A 21,556-nucleotide genomic window follows, 5' to 3' on the forward strand; every position below is an offset into this window, starting at 1 on the left:
AGCGGTCACGACAAGAGGAATGAGACCATGACACAACTGAGAATCACCGGCATGACCTGCGAATCGTGCGCGGCCCATGTCAAGGAAGCGCTGGAGCGGGTGCCCGGCGTGCGTTCGGCCGAGGTGTCTTACGCCAAGGGCAATGCGACCCTGGCCATGACCGCAGAGACTTCGACCAACGCTCTACTCGCCGCCGTCGTCGGGCTCGGATATCGGGCCGCGCTGGCTGACGCACCAAGCGCGCCGCCGCGCGGCGGGCTGCTCGACCGCGTGCGCGAATGGGTTGGTGGCGGAAGCCAAGCCGGTCACGGCAACGGCAAGCTGCACATCGCCGTCATCGGCAGCGGCGGGGCGGCGATGGCCGCTGCGCTCAAGGCCGTCGAACAGGGTGCGCGCGTCACGCTGATCGAGCGCGGCACCATCGGCGGCACCTGCGTGAATGTCGGCTGCATCCCGTCCAAGATCATGATCCGTGCCGCCCACATCGCCCATCTGCGCACGGCGAGCCCGTTCGACGACGGCATCGCAGCGGCAACGCCGGCCATCCTTCGCGAGCGGCTGCTTGCCCAGCAGCAAGCGCGCGTCGAGGAACTGCGCCACGCCAAGTACGAAAGCATTCTGGACAGCAATCCAGTCATCACGCGGCTGGCGGGCGAGGCCCGGTTCAAGGACGCGCGCACGCTGACCGTGGCGACCGCAGACGGCGGCACGCGCGAAGTGAGTTTCGACCGCTGCCTGATCGCGACCGGCGCAAGTCCGGCGATCCCGCCGATCCCCGGCCTGAAGGACACGCCGTACTGGACCTCGACCGAGGCGCTGGCGAGCGACACGATCCCTGTGCGGCTGGCGGTGATCGGCTCGTCGGTGGTGGCCGTTGAACTGGCGCAAGCCTTCGCCCGGCTGGGCAGCCAGGTCACGGTCCTGGCGCGCAGCACGCTGTTCTTCCGCGAGGACCCGGCCATCGGCGCGGCTGTGACCGATGCCTTCCGCGCCGAAGGGATAGCCGTGCTGGAGCATACCCAGGCGAGTCAGGTGGCTTATCAGGACGGTGAATTCGTGCTCACGACCGCCCAAGGTGAGCTGCGTGCCGACAAGTTGCTGATCGCCACCGGCCGCAGCCCGAACACGCGCAGCCTGAATCTCGAAGCCGCCGGCGTGACGGTGAACCCGCAAGGCGCCATCGTCGTCGATGACGGCCTACGCACGAGCGCGCCGGACATCTATGCTGCCGGCGACTGCACCGACCAGCCGCAGTTCGTTTACGTCGCGGCGGCCGGCGGCACGCGCGCGGCCGTCAACATGACCGGCGGCGAGGCGGCGCTTGATCTCACCGCAATGCCGGCCGTGGTCTTCACCGACCCGCAGGTCGCCACCGTCGGGCTGTCCGAAGCCGAGGCCCACCTCAAAGGAATCGAGACCGACAGCCGCACGCTCACGCTCGACAACGTGCCGCGTGCCCTCGCCAACTTTGACACGCGCGGCTTCATCAAGCTGGTGATCGAAGAAGGCTCACGTCGCTTGATCGGCGTGCAGGCGGTCACGCCAGAGGCGGGCGAACTGATCCAGGCGGCCGCGCTGGCGATCCGTGCCCGCATGACGGTGGAAGAACTTGCCGACCAGTTGTTCCCTTACCTAACGATGGTCGAGGGGCTCAAGCTCGCGGCGCAGACCTTCAAGAAGGACGTGAAGGCGTTGTCCTGCTGCGCCGGGTAACGGAAAGGAGGAAGCGATGGACGGTTACACCATTTCCAGGCTCGCCGGCGTGGCCGGTGAGCGAGCGGAACCGCCGCAGCAACGCTAGGCAGGTCAGATTGGCGATCAGGGCAATGCTGCCGAAGGTCAGCATCAGGGTGCTGGACGGCGTTACGCCATGCAGGAGCTTCTGAACGATCTCGGCCACGATCACGCCGAAGAAGCCCAGGATGATTACGCCCTTTGCGAGTGCCGCGCCGGCTTCCCACTTCGCACCGCGGTGCAAGGCAAAGAGGCTCAATCCGTAGACCAGCGCGTCGCCGAGCATGTCGACCGAATCCCCCATGAGAGCGGAGGGAGTGGGAAACGAGGCCGGCGCTGAACTCGACCAGAAACATCACCGCGTTGATGGCGAGGACCACCATCAGCACGCGGTGCGTTGGCTGGCCTTGTCCGCCAGGGCGGCCAGCTCGGCGCCTTTGTTGGTGCAGCACTCGTCCATGTCAAGCCTCCTGGGACGCGGTTTCGCCCTTTTCTTCACTTGCGACCGGCACCCCGATGGGACGGGCAATGGCCTCGCTCAGCGTCAGCGCCTTGAGGTGGTCCCACTTGGAAGCACGATATCGCTTTGACCTGCTCATGCCCCAGCCTTCATCGGTTCCCGGAACAGATGACGCGGCAGCCACCAGAGGTAGAACACCATCCCGAACAGCTCCACCAACGACTGGAACACGATCACCACCACGGTGGTGTCCCAGCCGGCAGGCAAGGCCAGCGCGAACGGTAGCACGACGAAGGAATTGCGGGTGCCGAAGCTGAAGGCCAGCGTGCGGCCGGTGTCCATCGGCAGCCGCAACCACCGGGTGAGACCGCGCGCCAGCAGCGCGGCAACCAGCAGGAAGCCGACGAACACCGGCAGCACCATCAGCAGCACGGGCCCGGCATCGAGCACCGTACCGACCTGCGCACCGGCGATCAGGAACACCACTACCGCCAGCAAGGGCACCGGCCACCAGCCGAGTCGCTCGCGCCAGATGGCCCGCCCTGTCCGCGCCTCGACCCAGCGTTCGCTGAGCGCGGCGGCCACGAGGGGCAGCCCGATCAGCGCGAGTGCAGCGGGCAGCATCTCTTCGGTCTTCAGCGCCGCGCTGAAATCGGCCACCGGCAGCATCAGCCAGAGGTAGACCGGCAACAGCAACAGCTGTGCCAGCAGATTGAGCGGCGTGACGGCGATGGCTCGTGCCGGCGTGCCGCGGCCGAGTTGGGTGAAGGTGATGAACCAGTCAGTGCACGGCACCAACAAGACCAGCAGCACGCCGAGGCGCAGGGCCGGGTCGCCCGGCAGCCACTGGAGTGCCAGCCACAGCACCAGCGGGATCAGCACGAAGTTCCCGAGCAGGATGGCCAGCACGAAGCGCCGGTCCCGGAAGGCGTCGCGTACATGGAGCAACGGCACCTGCACGAAGGTCGTGTAGAGCAGCGCGGCCGGCACCGACCACAACAAGACCTCGAAGCGCGGCCCGATCTCGGGCGCAACGGTGCCCAGCACCAGGCCGCCTGCGATGGCGGCAAGGTAGATCCAGACCTGGCGGCGTTCGAGGGTCAGTCGGTCCATCAGTCGCGCACCCGCAGGATGGCGAGCGTGCCGGCCAGCATGAAGGTGGCCGCCAAGGCAAACGCCAACACCGGCGAGACCGCCGTCCACACCACGCCGACCGTGGCGCTGGAGAGAAACTTGGCCGTGCCGTTGACGGTGCCCAGCGCGCCCATGCTCATGGTCATGGTCTCGGCCGGCACCATTTCGGCAGTCACGGTGGATTCCAGCGCCTCCTGCACGGCGACATACAGACCGGCGATGCAGAAGATTCCCGCGAGCAGCGCCACGCTGTCGAGGTCAGACCAGAAGGCCAGCGCGGTCAGCACCGCCGTGGCAACACCCAGGCCGTAGCCCGCCACCAGCACGGGCAGGTGGCCGACGCGATCGGCGAGCCAACCCACCGGCCACGACGCGGCCACTTGCACGACATTGCGCCACACATAGAGCAGCCCGGCCACCTGCGCGGCCTGCACCACGCCCATCGACGGGGTGAGCAGCGTGGTGGCGGCGAGGATCAACAAGGTGTGGGAGAAATCACCGACGCCGAACAGTCCGACAGCGCCGAGATAGCGCTTGAACCGGGACGGCAGCCCGCGCAGCGAGCCGAAGAACTTGAGCGCCGGATTCGGCGAATGCTGCGGGTCCTGCACCAATGCGAGGAAGGCCAGCAGCGCCAGCAGGCCGGGAATGAGCGAGAGCCACAGCACGAAGCGGAAGGGGCCGGCGTCGTCGCTCCAGTGCCAGCCCTGAGCGAGCCCCAGCAAGACCACGCCCAACAGCGGGCCGAACACTGCGCCGACGGTGTCCGCCGCGCGATGAAAACCGAAGGCGCGCCCGCGCGTCGCGGGGCTGACCGCCTGGATCACGATGGCGTCGCGTAACGGGCCGCGCAGGCCCTTGCCGAACCAGGACACCATGCGCCCGAGCAGGATCAGCGGCCAGCCCGCGGCCAGGGCGATCAGGGCCTGGCCCAGCGGGGTGAGCCCGTAACCGACCAGCACCAGAAGCTTGCGGTGGCCCAGTTTGTCGGCGATGTACCCCGACACCATCTTGGTGAAGCTCGCCACCGCATCCGCAATGCCCTCGATGATGCCCAGCGCGGCGGCCGGAATGCCCAGCACGGCCAGGAAGCCGGGCAGGATCACGGTGGTGGTCTCGTAGCAGAAATCGCCGAGCGCGCTGGTGATCCCGGCGCCGGCGACGGTGCGGTTCAGCCACCCGTTCCCCTGGACCGAGTTGTCATTGTTGGTGATGTTTTCTGTCACGGTCTTCATGCCGTCGCCCGGACTGCATCTGTCGGCGCATCGGGACAGTGGTGGATCTCGATGGTCGAATGGACGATCTCCTCGTGCACCGACAGGCGCTCACGCACGACGTCCGGCGTCAGCGCGCTGTCGTGGGTCACCACGGTCAGGGCGCACGAATAGACCTGCTTGCCCACGCGCCAGACGTGCAGGTCGGTGATTCGCGCGTCACCGGCGTCCGGCCCGGTTTCCACCACCTCCCGAATCTCATCGACCACGGGGTGATCCATCTCGCGGTCGAGCAGCACCTTGCCCGTATCGGTGATGAGACCCTTGGCCCAGACGGCAACCAACACGGCACCGACGATGCCCATGACCGGGTCCAGCCAGGACCAGCCGTAGATCCACCCACCGACCAGGGCCACGATGGCGAGGACCGATGTGGCGGCGTCGGCGATGACGTGCAGGTAGGCCGACTTCAGGTTGAGATCGTGATGGTCGCCGTGGTGATGCACATGGCCATGATCGTGCCCATGAGAATGACCATGGTCATGATGGTGCGCCTTGCCGAGAATCAATGCGCAAATGACATTCACCGCCAACCCGAGGACGGCGATCACAATCGCTTCCTGGTACTGGATGGGCTGCGGCGAGACGATCCGCTCCACCGAGCCCACCACCATCATCACGGCCCCGCCCAGTAGGAAGATGGCGCTGGCGAAGCCCCCCAGGATTTCGATTTTCCAGGTACCGAATGCGAAGCGCGGGTCCTTCGCATAGCGCCGGGCGGTGGCATAGGCCATCGCGGACAGACCGATCGCGACGGCGTGGGAACTCATGTGCCAGCCGTCGGCCAGCAGAGCCATCGAGTTGAACCACCAGCCCGCAGCGATCTCGACCACCATCATCACGGCCGTGATCCACATCACCACCCGCGTGCTGCGCTCGGCGGCGTCGTTACCGGTATCGAAGACGTGGCCGTGCATCCAGTTGGACAGGTTTTCGGTATGCATGGCGGTTCTCACTTGATGTAGGCGCGCAGTACGTCGATCAATTCTTTGGCCCCCTGCGTTCGCTCGGCGTCGCTGCTGATCGACGGGTCGGCGATATGCGTGCGAACGTGCTCCTCCAGGACTTCTGTCATCAGTCCATTGATGGCCCCCCGCACCGCGGCGATCTGGTGCAGGACTTCGGCGCACCCTTTTTCGGCGTCCAGCGCGCGTTCCAGCGCCTCCACCTGGCCGCGTATGCGGCGCACGCGGCCCAGCAACTTGGATTTTTCGCGGATGGTGTGGCTCACGGCGCGCTCTCGGAGTATGGCATAGGGGGGTATGGTATCAGGAGCGCGTGTCGAAGGCACTTCGCTCAGGCGCGCATCGTCACTGAGGCCCCACCAATGCGGGCATTGGCGAATGCCGATATCCGCTCGGCCCGTCGCTTTCTTCGTGCCACGCTTCCGGCCATGTTCCGCTGACGTCCGTCAGCGACATGCCCAGGCAGCCACGATCTTCAAGGCTGCGACGCGGTTCCGACCGCGTTGATCACCCCAGTTCGCACCGGCATCCATGCGCGAACGGCCATCGGTTCTCGATGGCGATGCCACCAAGCTGTTCCATCAACCCACGCGGGGGTTCCACACCTTCCCCGCCTTGGGTCGGGTGTGTCTCCGCCTCATTGTTCTCAGGAGATTCACCATGACCACTTCCAACGAAAAATCCTACTTCGATCTGCACATCACCGGCCTCGGGTATCTCAATCGCATCCGCGAAGTGAAGCCCAAGAAAGGCGATTCCTTCCTGGCCTGCGACATCGCAGCGCTCAATGGTCCCAGCGATGACGTCTCGTATGTGCGCTTCGACACGCGCGTATCGGGATCGGAAGCGCAGCACCTGGTGCGCCGCTGCATTCAGGCGGTCGACGCCGAGAAGAAGGTGATGATCGGGTTCCGCCTGGGCGACCTGTGGACCGACACCTTCACCTACTCCAAGGGCAAGCGTGCCGGCGAGCAGGGGGTGAGCCTCAAGGCCCGCCTGCTGTTCGTCAGTTGGATCAAGGTCGACGGCCAGCTCGTCTACAAGGCCGAGCCCAAGCCGACCGAGACCGACGAGCGGGACCTGGAAGTCCCTGTGACGTCCGACGCTCAGCAAGCCTCGGCACCGGAGCCTTCCAAGCCCGTCGCCGATGCTGCCGACGACGCTGCCGACGACGCTGCCGATGCCCCCGCATTGGCCGTTGCCGAGTCGTTCTGATCCGCAAGGCCCCATCCCCGGGGCCTTGTCCTCTCTTCGTCCGCAGGAGACCTTCATGATCACCATTCCCGGCCAACTGGCCATCAAGACCATCCACGGCAGGAACGGCGACTTCAACGTCGGCCGCCTGGCGACCTCGATCGGCGAGTTCGTCGTGAAGAACGCCGAACTCGATCAGTACCGCGAGGGCAAGTACGACGGTGATTTCGTCATCGTCGAGATTCGCCCCTCCACGTACAACGCCAACGGCCGCATGGTCATCGAGATCCGCGCCCATCTGGGCGGGATGACGCTGTCCAACATCGACGCCCTGAGCCGCGACGAAGCCCGCCGGCTGAGTCCGCAGGAAGTCGATCCGATCGACGAGGAAGCGCAGGCGCCCGCGCCGGCATCGCCCCCGGCCAAGCCGAAGGCGAAGCCGCACAGTCCGCGCGATCCCCTGGTCGATACCACGCCGTTCGGCAGCGAACCGGCTCCCGTGTCCGCTGCGGCCTCGGCCGAGGCAGACGACGGGGCGCTGTTTGGTGCCTTGTGGCCCCTGGGCGAGACCGTGAAGCTCGATGCGACCGTGGATCGTCGTGTGCTGCGTCAGCAGCGCGACCGTCTCGACAAGCTCGGCTACGAGTTCGCTCCGTTGTCCCAGGACTGGCATCTCAAAGCTGCCTGATCCATCCGCCGCTTTGCGCGGCATACCGCCACCCGCCGGGGTTCTCCCCCGACGGGGAGGGCTCCGGCCATTTCTTCAAGGAGACCCTCATGGGCTGGACCTTCGTACGTCAGACGCGCGATCAGTTGATCCGCGAGCTGCTTGCTCCGCAGGCGTCCGAACGCGCTTGCTGCGAAGTCATCGACCACACGCTGGACGGCGACGTTCTGTGGACCGTGGTTCGCGTCACCGCCAGGCAGGCGGGCGTCATGGGCCTCGCGGCCGGTGAATCCGTCTGCTACATCGGCTGCCATCTGCTGGAAAGCGCGGGCCTTGAGTGGGGCTACAAGTCCCTCGACGAGTCCGTGCATCCGTACTACTACTCGTGCCCGCTGCGCTATCTCGACATGGCGCCGGTGCAAAGCCCCGAGTGGCGCGAGCGGGTTCACCGCTTCCACGCGGGCCGCGCTGTCTAGCGACACGCATCTTCCTTCACCCAACCGGGGCGAGCATGGCCCCACGGGCTGTGGTTGCTCCTTCTTTTCCAAGAGGACATCACCATGCCTGCACCTTCTTCCGCGAAACCGCTGTACCGCATCGACGAATGCCCCGATCTCATGGCCGACGGTTGCGTCGGTGACGAGCAGGGCAATCTCGTCTTTCTCTCGATCTGGGCGCGCGACACCGCCGTTCAGGAGTTCCTCGCCCGCCTGGCCCTCGGCCGGGATGAACAGGGGCTCGACCAGTTCCACGTCATCACCGAGCAGGGCGCATCCATCCCGGTCTTCGTCGGCAACGTCGAGAACCTGGAAAAGCGCATCACCCGCGCCTATCGGCGGACGCTGTTCGGTTCGCTGACGAATGTGTGGCTGTTCGACCGTCGCTGCGTGAAGCCAGACAAGGCCAATGCCAGCGCGCTGGCGCTTCTGCCCAGGGATTCCGCTCACCGGCTCGACCGGCTGTGGACGCTGGTGCAGGACACCTGCCCGCTGCCACTGCTCGACCACTGGCGCGACACCGTGCTGGAGCTGTTGCAGACACGGCGGATGCTGACCGGTCTTCCCTTGGCCCTCGGGCCGCTGGAAGGCCATCGGCTGGCCCTCGATGTCCCGGCGCTGACGAAGGCGCTGGGCGAGCTGATCCGCAACGGCACCCTCGGTGCCACGCAGTACGAACTGGCCGCGAACGCACCGCTTCGGCGTGTGGCGTGAGCCATCCCCACGGGCATGCGCGCCGCGCGTGCCCGCCTTCCCTCATCCATCACCAGGAGAAATCCATGGCACTCATGTTTCCGCGCCTGGCGCGCAATTTCATTCGTAACGGCTACTTCCCCACCGATGAGCCGACGCTGGAGCGGGCCTTGTCCGCACTGGCGCCGTCTCCCGGCTCCATGTCCATCCTCGATCCCTGCGCCGGCGAAGGCGTGGCGATTGCCGAAGCCGCCCACGCTCTCGGGCGCGAGCAGGTCCAGGCCTTCGCCGTCGAGTACGACGCCGAGCGTGCCCGCCACGCACGGCAACTGGTCGATCGCTGCATCCACGGTGACCTGATGGACTCGCTGATCTCGCGGCAGTCCTTCGGGCTGCTGTGGCTGAACCCGCCGTATGGCGACCTGAGCAAGGACGTGAACGGCAACATCGGCTATCAGGGCCAGGGCCGTGCGCGGCTGGAAAAGCTGTTCTATCAGCGCGCGCTGCCGCTGCTGCAGTACGACGGCGTGCTGATCTTCATCGTGCCGTCCTACGTGCTCGACCCCGAGCTGGTCGGATGGCTGACGCGCCACTTCGCCGACCTGCGCATCTACCGTGCGGTGGAAACGCAGTTCAAGCAGGTGGTGATCTTCGGCCGCAGGATTCGTCAGCGCGACCAGGCGTCGGAGTCGGTCAAGGCCGTGCGTGGTCTGCTGCTGCAGATCGGACAGGGCGACGCCGAAGCCGAGGAGCTGCCGCTCGAATGGCCGTTCCTGCCGTACACCGTCCCTGCCAGCCCGGCCGAGCCGGAGCACTTCTATCGCGTGACGATGGAGCCCGAGCAGTTCGCCGATGAAGTCGGCCGGCTGCAAGGTCTCTGGCCGGCGCTCGATACGCACCTGGGCGCCGCGCAGCAATCGCTGCGTCCGCCCGCGCGGGCCTTGTCGCACTGGCATCTCGCCTTGGCCTTGGCCGCAGGCGCGATCTCTGGCGTAGTGAAGTCCAAGAGCGGGCGCGTGCTCGTCGTCAAAGGTGATACCCACAAGGAGAAGACCCTCCAGACGGAATACACCGAACGCGACGACGGCTCCGTGGCCGAGACGCGCATCCTCACCGACAAGTTCGTGCCGGTCATTCGTGCATGGGACTTGACGCTGGGCTCGCCTACGTGGGGCGAAGTGCTGACCATCCGCTGATCGCTGTTCCCTGACGGTTCGCCGTCGCTTTCATCCACCCACCGGGGTCACGTTGCCCCGATGGGGTGCCGTGGCCCCTTCTTCCAGAAGGAGAAACCACCATGGCACTCGCAGTCCTCAACCTCGCGTCACAAGCACGCTTTTCGCCAGGGCAGGTGGTCATGACCGCCGGCGTCGACGAGCTGGTCCGACAGGGCCGGCTCAACCCCTCGCCGTACCTGCGCCGCCATCTTCATGGCGATTGGGGCGACCTGGACGACAGCGATCGACGGCAGAACGACGCCGCGCTGAAGTCCGGTGAGGATCGTCTGTTCTCGTCCTACCAGGTCACGCGCGACCTGAAGCTCTGGATCATCACCGAATGGGATCGCAGCGTCACCACACTGCTGTTGCCCAGCGAATACTGATCCGCATCCAGCGGCCTCGCGCCGCTTCTTTCTTCCCGCCCAGGGGCATGTCACCGCCCCGTGGGGGAGGTGCATGCCCCATTGCTTTGGAGCATCACCATGTCCCTCGATCTCGAAACCGTTCCCGAAACCGCTGTGCAGGGCTACCTGCTCGAAGCGGCCGCTTCACCCCTCACGCTCAGCCTGCAGGACTTCGTGTCCGAGTTCGGCGACGAGCTGCTCGACTCGCTCAACCGCGCCAATCCTCCGGTCTACACCGGCCAGGTGCGGGGGCATCGGCAACTGACCCTCGCCACGCTCAAGCGCAAGCTGTTCCCGGCGCAAGCCGATGTGGTCCATGCCGTCACCGAGCTGTTGGTAGACCGCGGCGAACGCGCCGCGATCGTCAATGGCGAGATGGGTTGCGGCAAGACGACCGTCGGCATCGCCACGGCCGCCGTGCTCAACGCCGAGGGCTACCGCCGCACCCTGGTGCTCTCGCCACCCCACTTGGTCTACAAGTGGCGGCGCGAAATCCAGGAGACGGTGGCCGGTGCCAAGGTCTGGGTGCTCAACGGCCCGGACACGCTGGTCAAGCTGCTGAAACTGCGCGGGCAGTTGGGCGTGCCGACTCAGGGCCAGGAGTTCTTCGTCCTGGGCCGCGTGCGGATGCGGATGGGGTTCCACTGGAAACCTGTCTTCGTTCGCCGGCGCACGCCTCATGGCGACGTGGGGGCCTGCCCGGATTGCGGGCATGTCATCACCGACCTCGACGGCGAGCCGATCAATCCGGTCGAGCTGGAAGCCGAGGAGTCCCGCCGCAAGTGCAGCCACTGCCGTGCACCGCTGTGGTCGTTGATCCGTCCCAGAGGCCTGTCCGCCAGCGACCAGTCCTCGACCGTGCTCAAGGCACTGAAGCGTATTCCAACCATCGGGGAAGTCACCGCGCAGAAGCTGATGCAGAAGTTCGGTGACGCCTTCCTCGCGTCGATGCTCGGGGACAACATCCACGAGTTCATCAACCTGATGGATGGCAACGGCGAGCTGGTCTTCTCGGACCGGCAAGCCCATCGGATGGAACGTGCGATGGCCAACATGGAGTTCGGCTTCGGCGAGGGCGGCTACCAGCCGTCCGAGTTCATCAAGAGGCAGCTTCCCCAAGGCACGTTCGACCTGCTCATCGCCGACGAGGCGCACGAGTACAAGAACGGCGGCTCCGCACAGGGCCAGGCCATGGGGGTGTTGGCGGCCAAGGCGCGCAAGACGCTATTGCTCACCGGCACGCTGATGGGCGGCTACGGCGACGACCTGTTCCACCTGCTGTTCCGAGCCCTGCCGGGGCGGATGATCGAAGACGGCTACCGGCCGACGAAGAGCGGCAGCATGACGTCGGCCGCGATGGCGTTCATGCGCGATCACGGTGTCTTGAAGGACATCTATTCCGAGAGCACTGGCACGGCGCACAAGACGGCCAAGGGCACCAAGGTATCGGTGCGCACGGTCAAGGCGCCGGGCTTCGGTCCGAAGGGCGTGCTGCGTTGCGTCCTGCCGTTCACGGTCTTCCTCAAGTTGAAGGACATCGGTGGCAACGTGCTGCCGCCCTACGACGAGGAGTTCCGCGAAGTCGCGATGGACACGGCGCAGGCCGCGGCCTACCGCGATCTGGCGGGTCGGCTGACCCAGGAGCTGAAGCAGGCCCTGGCGAAGCGCGACACGACGCTGCTCGGTGTAGTCCTCAATGTGCTGCTGGCCTGGCCGGACTGCTGCTTCCGGTCGGAAACGGTGGTGCATCCGCGCACACGCAACACCTTGGCGTTCGTGCCGGCTCAGTTCAACGAGCTGGAGGTGATGCCCAAGGAACGCGAGCTGATCGAGATCTGCAAGCAGGAGAAGGCGGAAGGTCGCAAGACCCTGGTCTATTCGGTCTACACCGGCACGCGCGACACCACGTCGCGCCTGAAGGTGCTGCTGGAGCAGGAGGGCTTCAAGGTGGCGGTACTGCGCGCGAGCGTGGATGCCTCCCGCCGGGAAGACTGGATCGCCGAGCAGTTGGACCGTGGCATCGACGTGCTCATCACCAATCCCGAGCTGGTGAAAACCGGCCTGGACCTGCTGGAGTTCCCGACCATCGTGTTCCTCCAGTCGGGCTACAACGTGTATTCGCTGCAGCAGGCCGCCCGGCGCTCATGGCGCATCGGCCAGAAGCAGCCGGTGCGCGTGATCTACCTGGGCTATGCCAACTCCTCGCAGATGACCTGCCTGGGGTTGATGGCCAGGAAGATCATGGTCTCGCAAAGCACGTCGGGAGACGTACCCGAGTCGGGCCTGGATGTTCTGAACCAGGATGGTGATTCCGTCGAGGTCGCACTGGCCCGGCAGCTTGTCACGGTCTGATCCATGTGCCCATGCCGGTGGCCCCTCGGGGTCGCCGGCTTCTTTCCACGGCCCTTCGGGGCCGTTTTTCTTGGGCGTATGACAGTCCATGGCGCTGCCCAGCCATGTATTCGGGCGGGCGTCAGTGCGTTTTGTTTGCTGCCCGCAGGCCAAGCGGCGGCGATGGTGAGCGCTCCGTGTTCCAGGGAAGCGCCCTCCATGCAACCATCCATCCGCGCTGTTCACCGCCTGGCCCTCGCCGCTGGCTTGCTGGCCGGCAGCCTGTTGGCCGCCGGCTGCGCCACGACCGCCGCGTCGTCTGCGCCAGCGGTGCCGGCCGCATCGCCAACCGCCGTCGCGCCGGAGCCGGGTTTCGTTCCGGTGGCCCGCTACGGCCGCTACACCCTGGTCGAGCTGGTGCCGGAACCTGCGCAGCGTGATCTCTTGCAGCAGGCGGTGGAGGTCTCGATTCCGCCCATGCTCGATGCCAGCGTGGGCGATGCCATGCGCCATGTGCTCCTGCGCTCGGGCTACCGGCTCTGCGATGCGGTCGAAGCCGCCACGCTCTACGCGCTGCCGCTGCCTGCCGCACACCTGCGCCTGGGCCCGCTGATGCTGCGCGATGCCTTGCTGACCCTTGCCGGCCCCGCCTGGGAGCTGTCGGTCGATGACTTGACCCGCCAGGTCTGCTTCAGCCGGCACGGTGCTCCCGCCTTCCTTTCCGCCAACCCGCCCGGCACCGCCACGCCCGTGCCGGACGCCGACCGGCCCGAGGAGCTGCAGCCATGACCTTTCCCCAAGCGCCATCCGAGCGCAATTCCCGCACGCGCTGGCTCAAGGTCGCCGCGGCCTTCTGGCTGCTGCTCATCAGTGCCGTGGCACTCATCAACAGCGTCGGCCTGTCGCGGCTCGCCGAACAGACCCAGAGCAGCGCACAGGATGCGCAGGTCAACGCGCTGGGCCTGCGCGTGGCCGATCTCGAACGACAGGCCGATGCGGACAAGCGCCGGCCGGTGCCGATCAGCCAGGCAGAATTCGCCACCGCGCGGCAGGCGCTGGACGAGCGGATGGCGCGCCTCGAAGAGGCCGACGAGACGAGGGCCCTGGCCGTCGACCTGCAGACGCTGCAGGCGCGCGTGAACGGAATCGAGACCCGCCTGGAGAGGACCCGGCAGGTGGCATCCGCCGCTCGCCCGCGCGCTCCGGTTGCGACGAAGCCCAAGGTGCCGGAGCCGCCGTTCCGGGTGCTCGGCGTGGAGCTGCGTGGAGGCGAGCGCTTTCTGTCGATCACCTCCACCGCCGCGGCCTCGCTTGCGGGCGCCCGGCTGCTGCGCGAGGGCGATGCCGAGGGCGGCTGGCAACTGCAGTCCATCGAGGCGCAGGCGGGCGTGTTCCAGGTGAACGGCCAGACGCAGCGCGTCGCGGTGCCGTAGGAGGTCGCCATGATCCTGCGGTCGTTGCTCGCTGCCGTCGTCCTGTTCGCCGCTTTCGGCGCATCCGCCCAGCCGGCCCCGGTGACGAACTCGCGCATGGTGCCCGCCCAGGTGCAGCCGGGCACTGATGCCGCGCTCGACGAGAGGCAGGCGCGGGAATGGGGGCTTCAGCCCGAGGAGTGGGCGCGTTACCGGCAACTGATGCAGGGGCCGCTCGGGGTCTATTCGCCCCTGCTCGATCCGCTCACGGCGCTGGGCATCGAGGCCCGCAGCGAGGAGGAGCGCAGGCGCTACGCCGAGTTGCAGGTGCAGGCCGAGGCCCGGCGCGTCGGCAAGACGCTGGCCTACCAGCGGGCCTACGACGCGGCGTGGCAGCGCCTGTTTCCCGGCCAGCCGCGCGTGAGCCTGCCCGGCGCCAAGGCGCAGGGTGCCGGCAACACCGGCTCCGGGCGCCTGGCGGTCTTCGTCAAGGCCGACTGCGCACCGTGCGCGCAGCGCGTGCAGCAGTTGCAGGCGGCCGGCACGGCCTTCGACCTCTACATGGTCGGCAGCCGTCAGGACGACGCGCGCATCCGGCAGTGGGCCACCCAGGCGGGCATCGACCCGGCCAGGGTGCGCGCCCGCACCATCACGCTCAACCACGATGCGGGGCGCTGGCTGTCGCTCGGCCTCCCCGGCGATCTGCCGGCCGTGGTGCGCGAGGTGAACGGCCAATGGCAGCGGCAATAGGTACTCCGGGCCGGGAGCGTCGGCCATCCCGCGTCGCCATCCGCTGTACCGGCGCCGTGCTGCTGCTCGCCACCGGCGGCTGGGCGTTGGCCGCCCTGGCGCGGGAAGGGCCGCCGCCGGCCTATCAACTGGCGGCGCATCGTGCAGACGTGCCGGCGGCGGTGCTGTACGCGGTGGCCTTGCAGGAGAGCGGCGCCATGCTGCGCGGGCGCCTGATCCCCTGGCCGTGGTCGCTCAACGTCGCCGGCACGCCGCAGCGCTATGCCACCCGCGCCGAGGCCTGCGCGGGGCTGCACCGTGCGCTCGCCCACACGCCGGCCAATCGCATCGACGCCGGTCTCGGCCAGGTCAATCTCGGCTACCACGCGCATCGCTACACGCAGCCCTGCGAGCTGCTGGACCCGTACCGCAATCTCGCCGTCGCCGCGGAAATCCTGCGCGAACAGCACACGCCGGGCGAGGACTGGCTGCTTGCCATCGGCCGCTACCACCGGCCCGCCGGCGGGGCACCCGCAGCGCGCTACCGGCGCAGTGTGCATCGGCACCTGACCCGCGTGATCGACCCCGGCGTTCCCGTTCCAACCCTTCAGGTCACCACGCCATGAACCACATCGTCCTCATCGGCGCCATCGCGCTGCTGCCCACGACCACGGTCTTCGCCCAGATCGCCTCCGCGCCGCTGATCGTCGTCGAAGACCGCGGCGGCGACTCCGCGCTGCCGTACTACCAGTCGCTGAATCCTCAGCCGGACCAGGCCACGCCGCCGGCCCCGATGCCAGCCCCGCGCGTGGGCAACGCGGCCGACGCCGAAGCCGCCATGCTGCCGGTGCGCTCGACGCAACTGTCGCCGGGCGAGGTGCAGCGCCGCGTCATCCGGGCGCCGGGCCTGACGGCGCTGTTCCTGGTCGGCGACGACGAGCGGTCGCGTGCCTGGCTGCGGCAGCGGCAGGCGGCGCTGCGCGAGCTGCAGGCCGTGGGCCTGGTGGTCAACGTGGAGTCGATGGCCGCGCTGACGGCGCTGCGCAGGCTGGCTCCTGGCCTGACCCTCTCGCCGGTCTCCGGCGACGACCTGGCCCAGCGCCTGGGCCTGCGCCACTACCCGGTGCTCATCACGTCCACCGGCGTCGAGCAGTAGGTGCGCAAATGGCCCAACCGCATGCGGTCGAGGTGCTGCTGCGGCCAGCGGTGGAGCTTTATACCGTGGCGGTCTGCACCGGCGCCGCGATTCTGTGCCTGGTGGCACCGTGGTCGCTCGCGCTGAACCCGCTGCTCGGCCTGGGCTCGGCGCTGGCCTTCCTGACCTTCGGCGCGATTCGCCTGCGCGATGCCTGGGCGATCCTGCGCCATCGCCGCAACATCCGCCGCCTGCCGCGCTACGTGATGACCAGCCGCGACGTGCCGGTGAGTCAGCAACGCTTGTTCGTCGGCCGGGGCTTTCGCTGGGAGCAGCGGCACACGCACCGGCTGATGCAGACCTACCGGCCGGAGTTCCGCCGCTACGTCGAGCCGACGGCGATCTACCGGGCCGCTCGCCGGCTGGAGGAGCGGCTAGAGTTCGCGCCGTTTCCCGTCTCGACGCTGGCGCGCGCGCTGGCCTGGGACAGCCCGCTCAACCCGGCGCGGCCGCTGCCGCCGGTCGGCGGACTGCCGCGCCTGCATGGCATCGAGCCGCACGAGGTCGACGTCACCCTGCCGCTGGGCGAGCGCGTCGGCCATACCCTGGTGCTGGGTACCACGCGCGTTGGCAAGACGCGGCTGGCCGAGCTGTTCATCACCCAGGACATCCGCCGCAAGGTCCGCGGCGAGCACGAGGTGGTGATCGTCTTCGACCCCAAGGGCGATGCCGACCTGTTGAAGCGCATGTACGTCGAGGCCAAGCGCGCCGGGCGCGAAGGCGAGTTCTACGTCTTCCATCTGGGCTGGCCGGACATCTCGGCGCGCTACAACGCCGTGGGCCGGTTCGGGCGGATCTCCGAGGTGGCCACGCGCATCGCCGGACAGCTCTCGGGCGAAGGCAACAGCGCCGCGTTCCGCGAATTCGCCTGGCGCTTCGTCAACATCATCGCGCGCGCCCTTGTCGAGTTGGGGCAGCGGCCGGACTACCTGCTGATCCAGCGCCATGTCATCAACATCGACGCGCTGTTCATCGAGTACGCCCAGCACTACTTCGCCAGGAACGAGCCGAAGGCCTGGGAGGTCATCGTCCAGCTCGAAGCGAAGCTGAACGACAAGAACATCCCGCGCAACATGATCGGGCGCGAGAAGCGCGTGGTGGCCCTCGAACAGTACCTGTCCCAGGTGCGCATCTATGACCCGGTGCTCGACGGCCTGCGCAGCGCCGTGCGCTACGACCGGACGTACTTCGACAAGATCGTCGCTTCGCTGCTGCCGCTGCTGGAGAAGCTCACCACCGGCAAGATCGCGCAACTGCTCGCACCGAACTATTCCGACCTGTCCGACCCGCGGCCGATCTTCGACTGGATGCAGGTCATCCGCAAACGCGCGGTAGTCTACGTGGGGCTGGATGCACTGTCCGACGCCGAAGTCGCAGCGGCGGTGGGCAACTCGATGTTCAGCGATCTGGTCTCGGTCGCCGGCCACATCTACAAGTTCGGCATCGACGATGGGCTGCCCGGCGCCGCGGCGGGCACAAAGATTCCGATCAACGTCCACGCCGACGAATTCAATGAACTCATGGGCGACGAGTTCATCCCGATGGTCAACAAGGGCGGCGGTGCCGGCGTGCAGGTGACGGCCTACACGCAGACCTTGAGCGACATCGAGGCCCGCATTGGCAACCGAGCCAAGGCCGGTCAGGTGGTCGGCAACTTCAACAACCTGTTCATGCTGCGCGTGCGCGAGACCGCCACCGCCGAGCTGCTGACGCGGCAACTGCCCAAGGTCGAGGTCTATGCCACGGCACTGATGAGCGGCGCCACCGACAGCTCCGACCCGCACGGCAATACCGCGTTCACGTCCAACACCCAGGACCGCATCAGCACGACCAGCGTGCCATTGATCGAGCCCGCGCATGTGGTGGCGCTGCCCAAGGGGCAATGCTTCGCGCTGATCGAGGGCGGCAACCTCTGGAAAGTCCGCATGCCGCTGCCGGCACCCGATCCCGACGAAGCCATGCCGAAGGATCTGCAGGAGCTGGCCGGCTACATGCGGCAGCACTACGTCGAGGCAGGAGACTGGTGGGAGAACCAGGGCATCCCCGGCCTGCAGGACAAGGCGCTGCCCGACGACCTGCTGGACGACTTCAAGCAGATGGCCGCCGCTGAAGAGGCCGAAGCATGAGCGACCCGGCCGTCGCGGCCCAACGCCAGCAGCAACGACAGCAAGGCCTGATCGCCGGCCTGGTCACGCTGCCGTTCCGCTTCTTCGGCGTGCTCTGCGGCGCGCTGCTGCTGTGCATCCTGATCGAGTGCGTCGGCATGCACTTCTTCTGGCCCGATCAGGGCTGGCGCCACGCGCAGGGCATGCTGCACTATGAGCTGGATCAGCTCTCCACGCATTTCACGCGCAGCGCACTCGTGCAGGAGCCGGGGCGCACGGCGCACCGGCTGGTCGAGCAGGGCTACGACTGGCTGTTCGTGAAAAGCGGTCTGCTGGACTGGATACGCGACGCCTCGACGCAGGCCAGCGCCGGCAGCCATCGCCCGACCAAGGATTTCCGCTACTACATCGGCTTGGTCTACGTGAACGTGGAGAGCTACCTGATCGCGGCGGCCTACACGACGCTGGTCTTTCTCGTGCGGCTGCTGGTGCTGTGCCTGACCCTGCCACTGTTCCTGATGGCCGCCTTCGTCGGGCTGGTGGACGGCCTGGTGCGCCGGGACATCCGCCGCTTCGGCGCGGGACGCGAGTCGGGGTTCATCTATCACCGCGCCAGGGCCAGCCTGATCCCGCTGGCCGTACTGCCGTGGGTGACTTACCTGGCACTGCCGGTCAGCGTGAACCCGTTGCTGATCCTGCTGCCCAGCGCCGCATTGCTCGGCGTGGCGGTGTGCATTGCGGCGGCAACGTTCAAGAAGTACCTGTAGCTGCAGCCCTGCGCCAGGTCAGATAAACGATGCCATAGTTTCGGTGCTCTGCTTCGTCAAGAACGTCAGCATTGGCGCGAACAAACACGTTTCAAGCAATCTTCTTCTGCCTGTCTCGCAGAGACGCGGCCCAGTCCTTCAAAGCCTGGATGTCCTGAAAGAGATCAGTAGGTGGTGGCGGCGCGGCATTCCTACCGCTGGACGGATCGTGTGCGTCAACAATGTCGCAGCACTTCTTGAATCCGGCGGCGAAAGCATCGCAGTCAGCCTCGTTGAGCGCACTGACCTTCTTCAGGTCCTTGGCGTTGATGTAGTCCCTGTGGCGTTGAATAACGCGGACGAAAGCGATGTCCTCCAGGCCGCGCTCCCATGTGGCGCGCAGCGAGTTGTAGAGCTTTGCCACCTCGACCGCGTACTCGTCTTCCTGGTTGTTGTCATGCAGCAGCTTTGCCGCACGCGCCGCCTTCTCCAGCTTGTCGATGCGATCTTCGACGCTCTGGGCCTTCCAGGGCAGGCCGTCGGCCACCATACCGGCTCCCGCGGCGCCACGACTGAGCGTCGTGAGCCGCACGGCCTGCCCGGTCTTCGTCGCGTGGTCATTCAGATCGTTCACGAACACCAGATCATGCGTGAAGACGATGACCTGGCGGTTCTCCGCTTCTTCCACGAGACGCTTGGCCACCTGCCCGCGCCAGCGATGGTCCAATGAGGACACCGGGTCATCGAAGACCAGAGCAGAGCGGTGCATCGCGGTGGCAAGCTCGGTCATGAAGGCGGCCAGCGCCACGCAGGTCTTTTCCCCTTCGCTCAGGATTTCGTGGACCTTGGCATCCGGCTTGGCGAAGAGGCGCACCTGATACTGCGGTGAGCCGTACTTGCCGCCGGAGCGCACGATTTCGACGCGAACCTTCGAGGCCGCAAGCCTGACAATCTCTTCCTGAAATCTGTCGCGCAGCCGAGGCGTAATCACGGTGTCGGCAATGTCGTTGCCCATCTTGGTGATGGTGTTCGTCGCCGTGTCGCCCGCACACTCGGTCAGAAACTGGATTGTCTTCAGCCGCTGGATTTCGTCAGTAACGACCGGCAGCATGCCGGCGAGCAGCGCCCGGTCGCTCAGCTCGGCGAAATCGGCTTCGAGCTTCTTGCGTTCATCCGCGTCAGCGGACTTGCGCAGCTCGGCGGCGTAGTTGCGGATCGTGGTCTGAAGCTGGCCGAGATCAGGCAGCGGCGACAGTGGAACGGGCGGGAGCTGTACCTCGCCGTTTCCGCCCAGGGCTTTGAGCAGAACGTGGCGCCGCAGCCGGGCTGCGGCGATGAAGCGGCGCGTCTGCTGCTGCAGCACCTCATTCTGGAGGCCCAGCTCGTCAAGACTGGCCTTCACCGCCCGCGTGCCGATTGCCCCGGCAGCTATGGTCTGCCGTGCGGTCTGAGCTGCCTTCTCTGCCTCGCGTGCCAGCTGTTCCGTGTCCTTCTGGATGAAATCCTCGAAGCGTGCCATCCGTGCACGTGCCTCAGCTTCCAATGGCTGCTGGCAAAGCATGCAATGCGCGTCTTCGGCCGACGGCGGGAACGGCTGTCCGGGGTATGCGATTTCCGTCGAGTAGCGCCGCGCGGAATCCCAAAGCACCCGCCATGCCTCGCCGCCGACCCCGGCAAGGGGTTCGCCCGTGAAGGCCTTCTCCGCGGCAAGACGTGCAGCACCCCGTTTCGACCGTGCGTCCCTGGCGAGGGCAGCGGCTGCCAGCAGCTCCTCATCGGTGGTTCTGGCTGCAACGCTGTTCACCACGGTAATCAGCCGCATGACGTTGTCGGCTTTGACGGTCTGTTCCGCCGCTGCCTTGGTCGGATTCTTCGACAGGTCTTCCCGCAGACGCTCAAGACGGGCGCTTTCGTCTGCCGAGAGTGCCGCCAGGGCTTCGATCTTCTTTGCGTCTGTGTTGGCGTTCAGCGCGGCAAGCGCCTTCCCCACGGCCGTGGCGGCCTTCCAGGTCGGCGCCGCAAAGATCGGATTGCGGGCCTTCTCAAGCTGCTTCTGTTCAGCTGCGAGGGCATCCTTCACCGCCTGACAGGCTGCAGCAAGCTCATCCGGCACGTCCAGACCAAAGGGCCGGAATGCAACTTCGTTCTTCTCGCGGATATGCACTGAGGCGCAGTCGCTATCGAACACGCTCACTGCAGACAGCGTTGCATGCGGATTTGCTCCGTTCTGCCACTGCTCGACCGGCTGCGGCACACCGCCGACCCCGTACGCGATGTTCGCGCCGACGCGCTTCGGGGGCTGATCGGCATACACATTGGGTTCGATTTTTCCGGCATGCCTTGCACGACATGCGCGCTTCAGGATCCGTGCGTAGCCGGACTTGCCCGCACCGTTGTCGCCGTAGATGATCGTGATTCCATTCGGCTCGAAGCTGAGGGTCTGGCCGGCGGCAAGGTTGTTCACGCCGGTCACGTCGGCGATCGACAGAAGCGATACCGCGGCGGTCTGACCGGGGTTGGCCGGAAGGTGGGCCTTCTCCAGCGGTACCGCTTTCAGCGCGCCTACGGGTGGACCTTTGCCCTGTTTGCAAAGGTCCACGAGTTCGCCGATATCGGCGTCCGTCAGACGGCCGTTTGCGATGATGCGGCGCAGGGCGTCACGCTGCCAGAGTGGACGATCCTTTGACCAGTCCAGAATCGTCTCCAGGACGGTCTTTTGCGGTGCGGCGGGTTTCTGCATTTCTTGTTCCTCCGTCGCGCTCCAGGATGATGGCAAAGCGCCGCTCGGTGTCCGAA

21 protein-coding genes are annotated in these 21,556 nt (G+C 66.7%); 15 read left to right on the forward strand and 6 right to left on the reverse strand.

Annotated features, from left to right (window positions below; translation table 11 throughout):
- Positions 1-27: 27 nt before the first annotated feature.
- Complete coding sequence (merA, locus tag OEL49_RS09195) at positions 28-1,713, forward strand: mercury(II) reductase (protein WP_134240543.1); 1,686 nt, start codon at positions 28-30, stop codon at positions 1,711-1,713.
- Here the strand turns inward: merA and OEL49_RS09200 are convergent.
- The 5 genes from OEL49_RS09200 to OEL49_RS09220 all read right to left on the reverse strand — a co-directional run bounded on the left by OEL49_RS09200 (position 1,673) and on the right by OEL49_RS09220 (position 5,833).
- On the reverse strand, positions 1,673-2,020 hold the full coding sequence (locus OEL49_RS09200) for a hypothetical protein (protein WP_191985717.1): 348 nt from the start codon (positions 2,018-2,020) through the stop codon (positions 1,673-1,675). The two genes, merA and OEL49_RS09200, sit on opposite strands and share 41 nt — an antisense overlap.
- A gap of 309 nt (positions 2,021-2,329) precedes the next feature.
- Positions 2,330-3,307, reverse strand: coding sequence for an arsenic resistance protein (locus OEL49_RS09205; protein WP_134240544.1), 978 nt, complete (start codon positions 3,305-3,307; stop codon positions 2,330-2,332).
- A complete protein-coding gene (locus OEL49_RS09210) occupies positions 3,307-4,563 on the reverse strand; it encodes an MFS transporter (RefSeq protein WP_134240545.1) in 1,257 nt (418 codons plus the stop codon). The genes OEL49_RS09205 and OEL49_RS09210 overlap by 1 nt, the downstream gene beginning before the upstream one ends.
- Positions 4,560-5,546: a CDF family Co(II)/Ni(II) efflux transporter DmeF gene (gene dmeF, locus OEL49_RS09215; RefSeq protein ID WP_134240546.1), complete on the reverse strand. Its 987-nt coding sequence runs from the start codon at positions 5,544-5,546 to the stop codon at positions 4,560-4,562. Before dmeF ends, OEL49_RS09210 begins: the two co-directional genes overlap by 4 nt.
- A gap of 8 nt (positions 5,547-5,554) precedes the next feature.
- Positions 5,555-5,833: a metal/formaldehyde-sensitive transcriptional repressor gene (locus tag OEL49_RS09220; RefSeq protein WP_134240547.1), complete on the reverse strand. Its 279-nt coding sequence runs from the start codon at positions 5,831-5,833 to the stop codon at positions 5,555-5,557.
- A 394-nt stretch (positions 5,834-6,227) separates the two neighbouring features.
- Here OEL49_RS09220 and OEL49_RS09225 point away from each other — a divergent pair, with 394 nt between their 5' ends.
- The 14 genes from OEL49_RS09225 (at position 6,228) to OEL49_RS09290 (ending at position 18,781) form a co-directional block, all read left to right on the forward strand.
- Positions 6,228-6,782 carry an STY4534 family ICE replication protein gene (locus OEL49_RS09225; protein ID WP_134240548.1) on the forward strand — a complete coding sequence of 185 codons (555 nt, stop codon included), beginning with the start codon at positions 6,228-6,230 and terminating at the stop codon, positions 6,780-6,782.
- A gap of 55 nt (positions 6,783-6,837) precedes the next feature.
- A complete protein-coding gene (locus OEL49_RS09230; RefSeq protein ID WP_134240549.1) occupies positions 6,838-7,449 on the forward strand; it encodes a DUF3275 family protein in 612 nt (203 codons plus the stop codon).
- An 89-nt stretch (positions 7,450-7,538) separates the two neighbouring features.
- Positions 7,539-7,904, forward strand: coding sequence for a hypothetical protein (locus OEL49_RS09235; protein WP_134240550.1), 366 nt, complete (start codon positions 7,539-7,541; stop codon positions 7,902-7,904).
- Between the two features lie 84 nt (positions 7,905-7,988).
- Positions 7,989-8,639 carry a hypothetical protein gene (locus OEL49_RS09240; RefSeq protein ID WP_134240551.1) on the forward strand — a complete coding sequence of 217 codons (651 nt, stop codon included), beginning with the start codon at positions 7,989-7,991 and terminating at the stop codon, positions 8,637-8,639.
- Between the two features lie 65 nt (positions 8,640-8,704).
- Positions 8,705-9,814 carry a DUF6094 domain-containing protein gene (locus OEL49_RS09245; RefSeq protein WP_134240552.1) on the forward strand — a complete coding sequence of 370 codons (1,110 nt, stop codon included), beginning with the start codon at positions 8,705-8,707 and terminating at the stop codon, positions 9,812-9,814.
- A gap of 101 nt (positions 9,815-9,915) precedes the next feature.
- On the forward strand, positions 9,916-10,221 hold the full coding sequence (locus tag OEL49_RS09250) for a hypothetical protein (RefSeq protein WP_023124349.1): 306 nt from the start codon (positions 9,916-9,918) through the stop codon (positions 10,219-10,221).
- 99 nt (positions 10,222-10,320) lie between these two features.
- Positions 10,321-12,594, forward strand: a complete 2,274-nt coding sequence (locus OEL49_RS09255; RefSeq protein WP_166737324.1) for a helicase-related protein — start codon at positions 10,321-10,323, stop codon at positions 12,592-12,594.
- Positions 12,595-12,792: 198 nt separating this feature from the next.
- A complete protein-coding gene (locus OEL49_RS09260; protein ID WP_166737325.1) occupies positions 12,793-13,362 on the forward strand; it encodes a PilL N-terminal domain-containing protein in 570 nt (189 codons plus the stop codon).
- A complete protein-coding gene (locus OEL49_RS09265; RefSeq protein WP_134240555.1) occupies positions 13,359-14,006 on the forward strand; it encodes a hypothetical protein in 648 nt (215 codons plus the stop codon). The genes OEL49_RS09260 and OEL49_RS09265 overlap by 4 nt, the downstream gene beginning before the upstream one ends.
- Before the next feature lie 9 nt (positions 14,007-14,015).
- Positions 14,016-14,735, forward strand: a complete 720-nt coding sequence (locus OEL49_RS09270) for a TIGR03759 family integrating conjugative element protein (RefSeq protein WP_134300499.1) — start codon at positions 14,016-14,018, stop codon at positions 14,733-14,735.
- A complete protein-coding gene (locus OEL49_RS09275; RefSeq protein ID WP_134240557.1) occupies positions 14,720-15,340 on the forward strand; it encodes a lytic transglycosylase domain-containing protein in 621 nt (206 codons plus the stop codon). The genes OEL49_RS09270 and OEL49_RS09275 overlap by 16 nt, the downstream gene beginning before the upstream one ends.
- Entirely contained in the window at positions 15,337-15,870 is a 534-nt protein-coding gene (locus OEL49_RS09280) for an integrating conjugative element protein (protein ID WP_054019004.1), read from the forward strand. The genes OEL49_RS09275 and OEL49_RS09280 overlap by 4 nt, the downstream gene beginning before the upstream one ends.
- An 8-nt stretch (positions 15,871-15,878) precedes the next feature.
- A complete protein-coding gene (gene traD / locus OEL49_RS09285; RefSeq protein ID WP_134240558.1) occupies positions 15,879-18,035 on the forward strand; it encodes a type IV conjugative transfer system coupling protein TraD in 2,157 nt (718 codons plus the stop codon).
- Entirely contained in the window at positions 18,032-18,781 is a 750-nt protein-coding gene (locus tag OEL49_RS09290) for a TIGR03747 family integrating conjugative element membrane protein (RefSeq protein ID WP_043496613.1), read from the forward strand. The genes traD and OEL49_RS09290 overlap by 4 nt, the downstream gene beginning before the upstream one ends.
- Positions 18,782-18,872: 91 nt before the next feature.
- On the opposite strand, the gene OEL49_RS09295 is transcribed toward OEL49_RS09290, so the two are convergent.
- Positions 18,873-21,500 carry an AAA family ATPase gene (locus tag OEL49_RS09295; protein ID WP_134240559.1) on the reverse strand — a complete coding sequence of 876 codons (2,628 nt, stop codon included), beginning with the start codon at positions 21,498-21,500 and terminating at the stop codon, positions 18,873-18,875.
- Between the last annotated feature and the right edge of the window lie 56 nt (positions 21,501-21,556).

Origin of the sequence: Azospira sp. (genome assembly GCF_030247495.1) — a bacterium.
GTDB classification, from domain to species: Bacteria; Pseudomonadota; Gammaproteobacteria; order Burkholderiales; family Rhodocyclaceae; genus Azospira; species Azospira oryzae.

Coding starts and splice junctions, on each gene's coding strand:
- OEL49_RS09210 (WP_134240545.1), bottom strand. CDS start 4,563: ATGAAGACCGTGACAGAAAACATCACCAACAATGACAACTCGGTCCAG.
- OEL49_RS09260 (WP_166737325.1), top strand. CDS start 12,793: ATGCAACCATCCATCCGCGCTGTTCACCGCCTGGCCCTCGCCGCTGGC.
- OEL49_RS09290 (WP_043496613.1), top strand. CDS start 18,032: ATGAGCGACCCGGCCGTCGCGGCCCAACGCCAGCAGCAACGACAGCAA.
- OEL49_RS09245 (WP_134240552.1), top strand. CDS start 8,705: ATGGCACTCATGTTTCCGCGCCTGGCGCGCAATTTCATTCGTAACGGC.
- traD (WP_134240558.1), top strand. CDS start 15,879: ATGGCCCAACCGCATGCGGTCGAGGTGCTGCTGCGGCCAGCGGTGGAG.
- OEL49_RS09205 (WP_134240544.1), bottom strand. CDS start 3,307: ATGGACCGACTGACCCTCGAACGCCGCCAGGTCTGGATCTACCTTGCC.
- OEL49_RS09255 (WP_166737324.1), top strand. CDS start 10,321: ATGTCCCTCGATCTCGAAACCGTTCCCGAAACCGCTGTGCAGGGCTAC.
- merA (WP_134240543.1), top strand. CDS start 28: ATGACACAACTGAGAATCACCGGCATGACCTGCGAATCGTGCGCGGCC.
- dmeF (WP_134240546.1), bottom strand. CDS start 5,546: ATGCATACCGAAAACCTGTCCAACTGGATGCACGGCCACGTCTTCGAT.
- OEL49_RS09235 (WP_134240550.1), top strand. CDS start 7,539: ATGGGCTGGACCTTCGTACGTCAGACGCGCGATCAGTTGATCCGCGAG.
- OEL49_RS09200 (WP_191985717.1), bottom strand. CDS start 2,020: ATGCTCGGCGACGCGCTGGTCTACGGATTGAGCCTCTTTGCCTTGCAC.
- OEL49_RS09225 (WP_134240548.1), top strand. CDS start 6,228: ATGACCACTTCCAACGAAAAATCCTACTTCGATCTGCACATCACCGGC.
- OEL49_RS09250 (WP_023124349.1), top strand. CDS start 9,916: ATGGCACTCGCAGTCCTCAACCTCGCGTCACAAGCACGCTTTTCGCCA.
- OEL49_RS09270 (WP_134300499.1), top strand. CDS start 14,016: ATGATCCTGCGGTCGTTGCTCGCTGCCGTCGTCCTGTTCGCCGCTTTC.
- OEL49_RS09275 (WP_134240557.1), top strand. CDS start 14,720: ATGGCAGCGGCAATAGGTACTCCGGGCCGGGAGCGTCGGCCATCCCGC.
- OEL49_RS09230 (WP_134240549.1), top strand. CDS start 6,838: ATGATCACCATTCCCGGCCAACTGGCCATCAAGACCATCCACGGCAGG.
- OEL49_RS09280 (WP_054019004.1), top strand. CDS start 15,337: ATGAACCACATCGTCCTCATCGGCGCCATCGCGCTGCTGCCCACGACC.
- OEL49_RS09265 (WP_134240555.1), top strand. CDS start 13,359: ATGACCTTTCCCCAAGCGCCATCCGAGCGCAATTCCCGCACGCGCTGG.
- OEL49_RS09240 (WP_134240551.1), top strand. CDS start 7,989: ATGCCTGCACCTTCTTCCGCGAAACCGCTGTACCGCATCGACGAATGC.
- OEL49_RS09295 (WP_134240559.1), bottom strand. CDS start 21,500: ATGCAGAAACCCGCCGCACCGCAAAAGACCGTCCTGGAGACGATTCTG.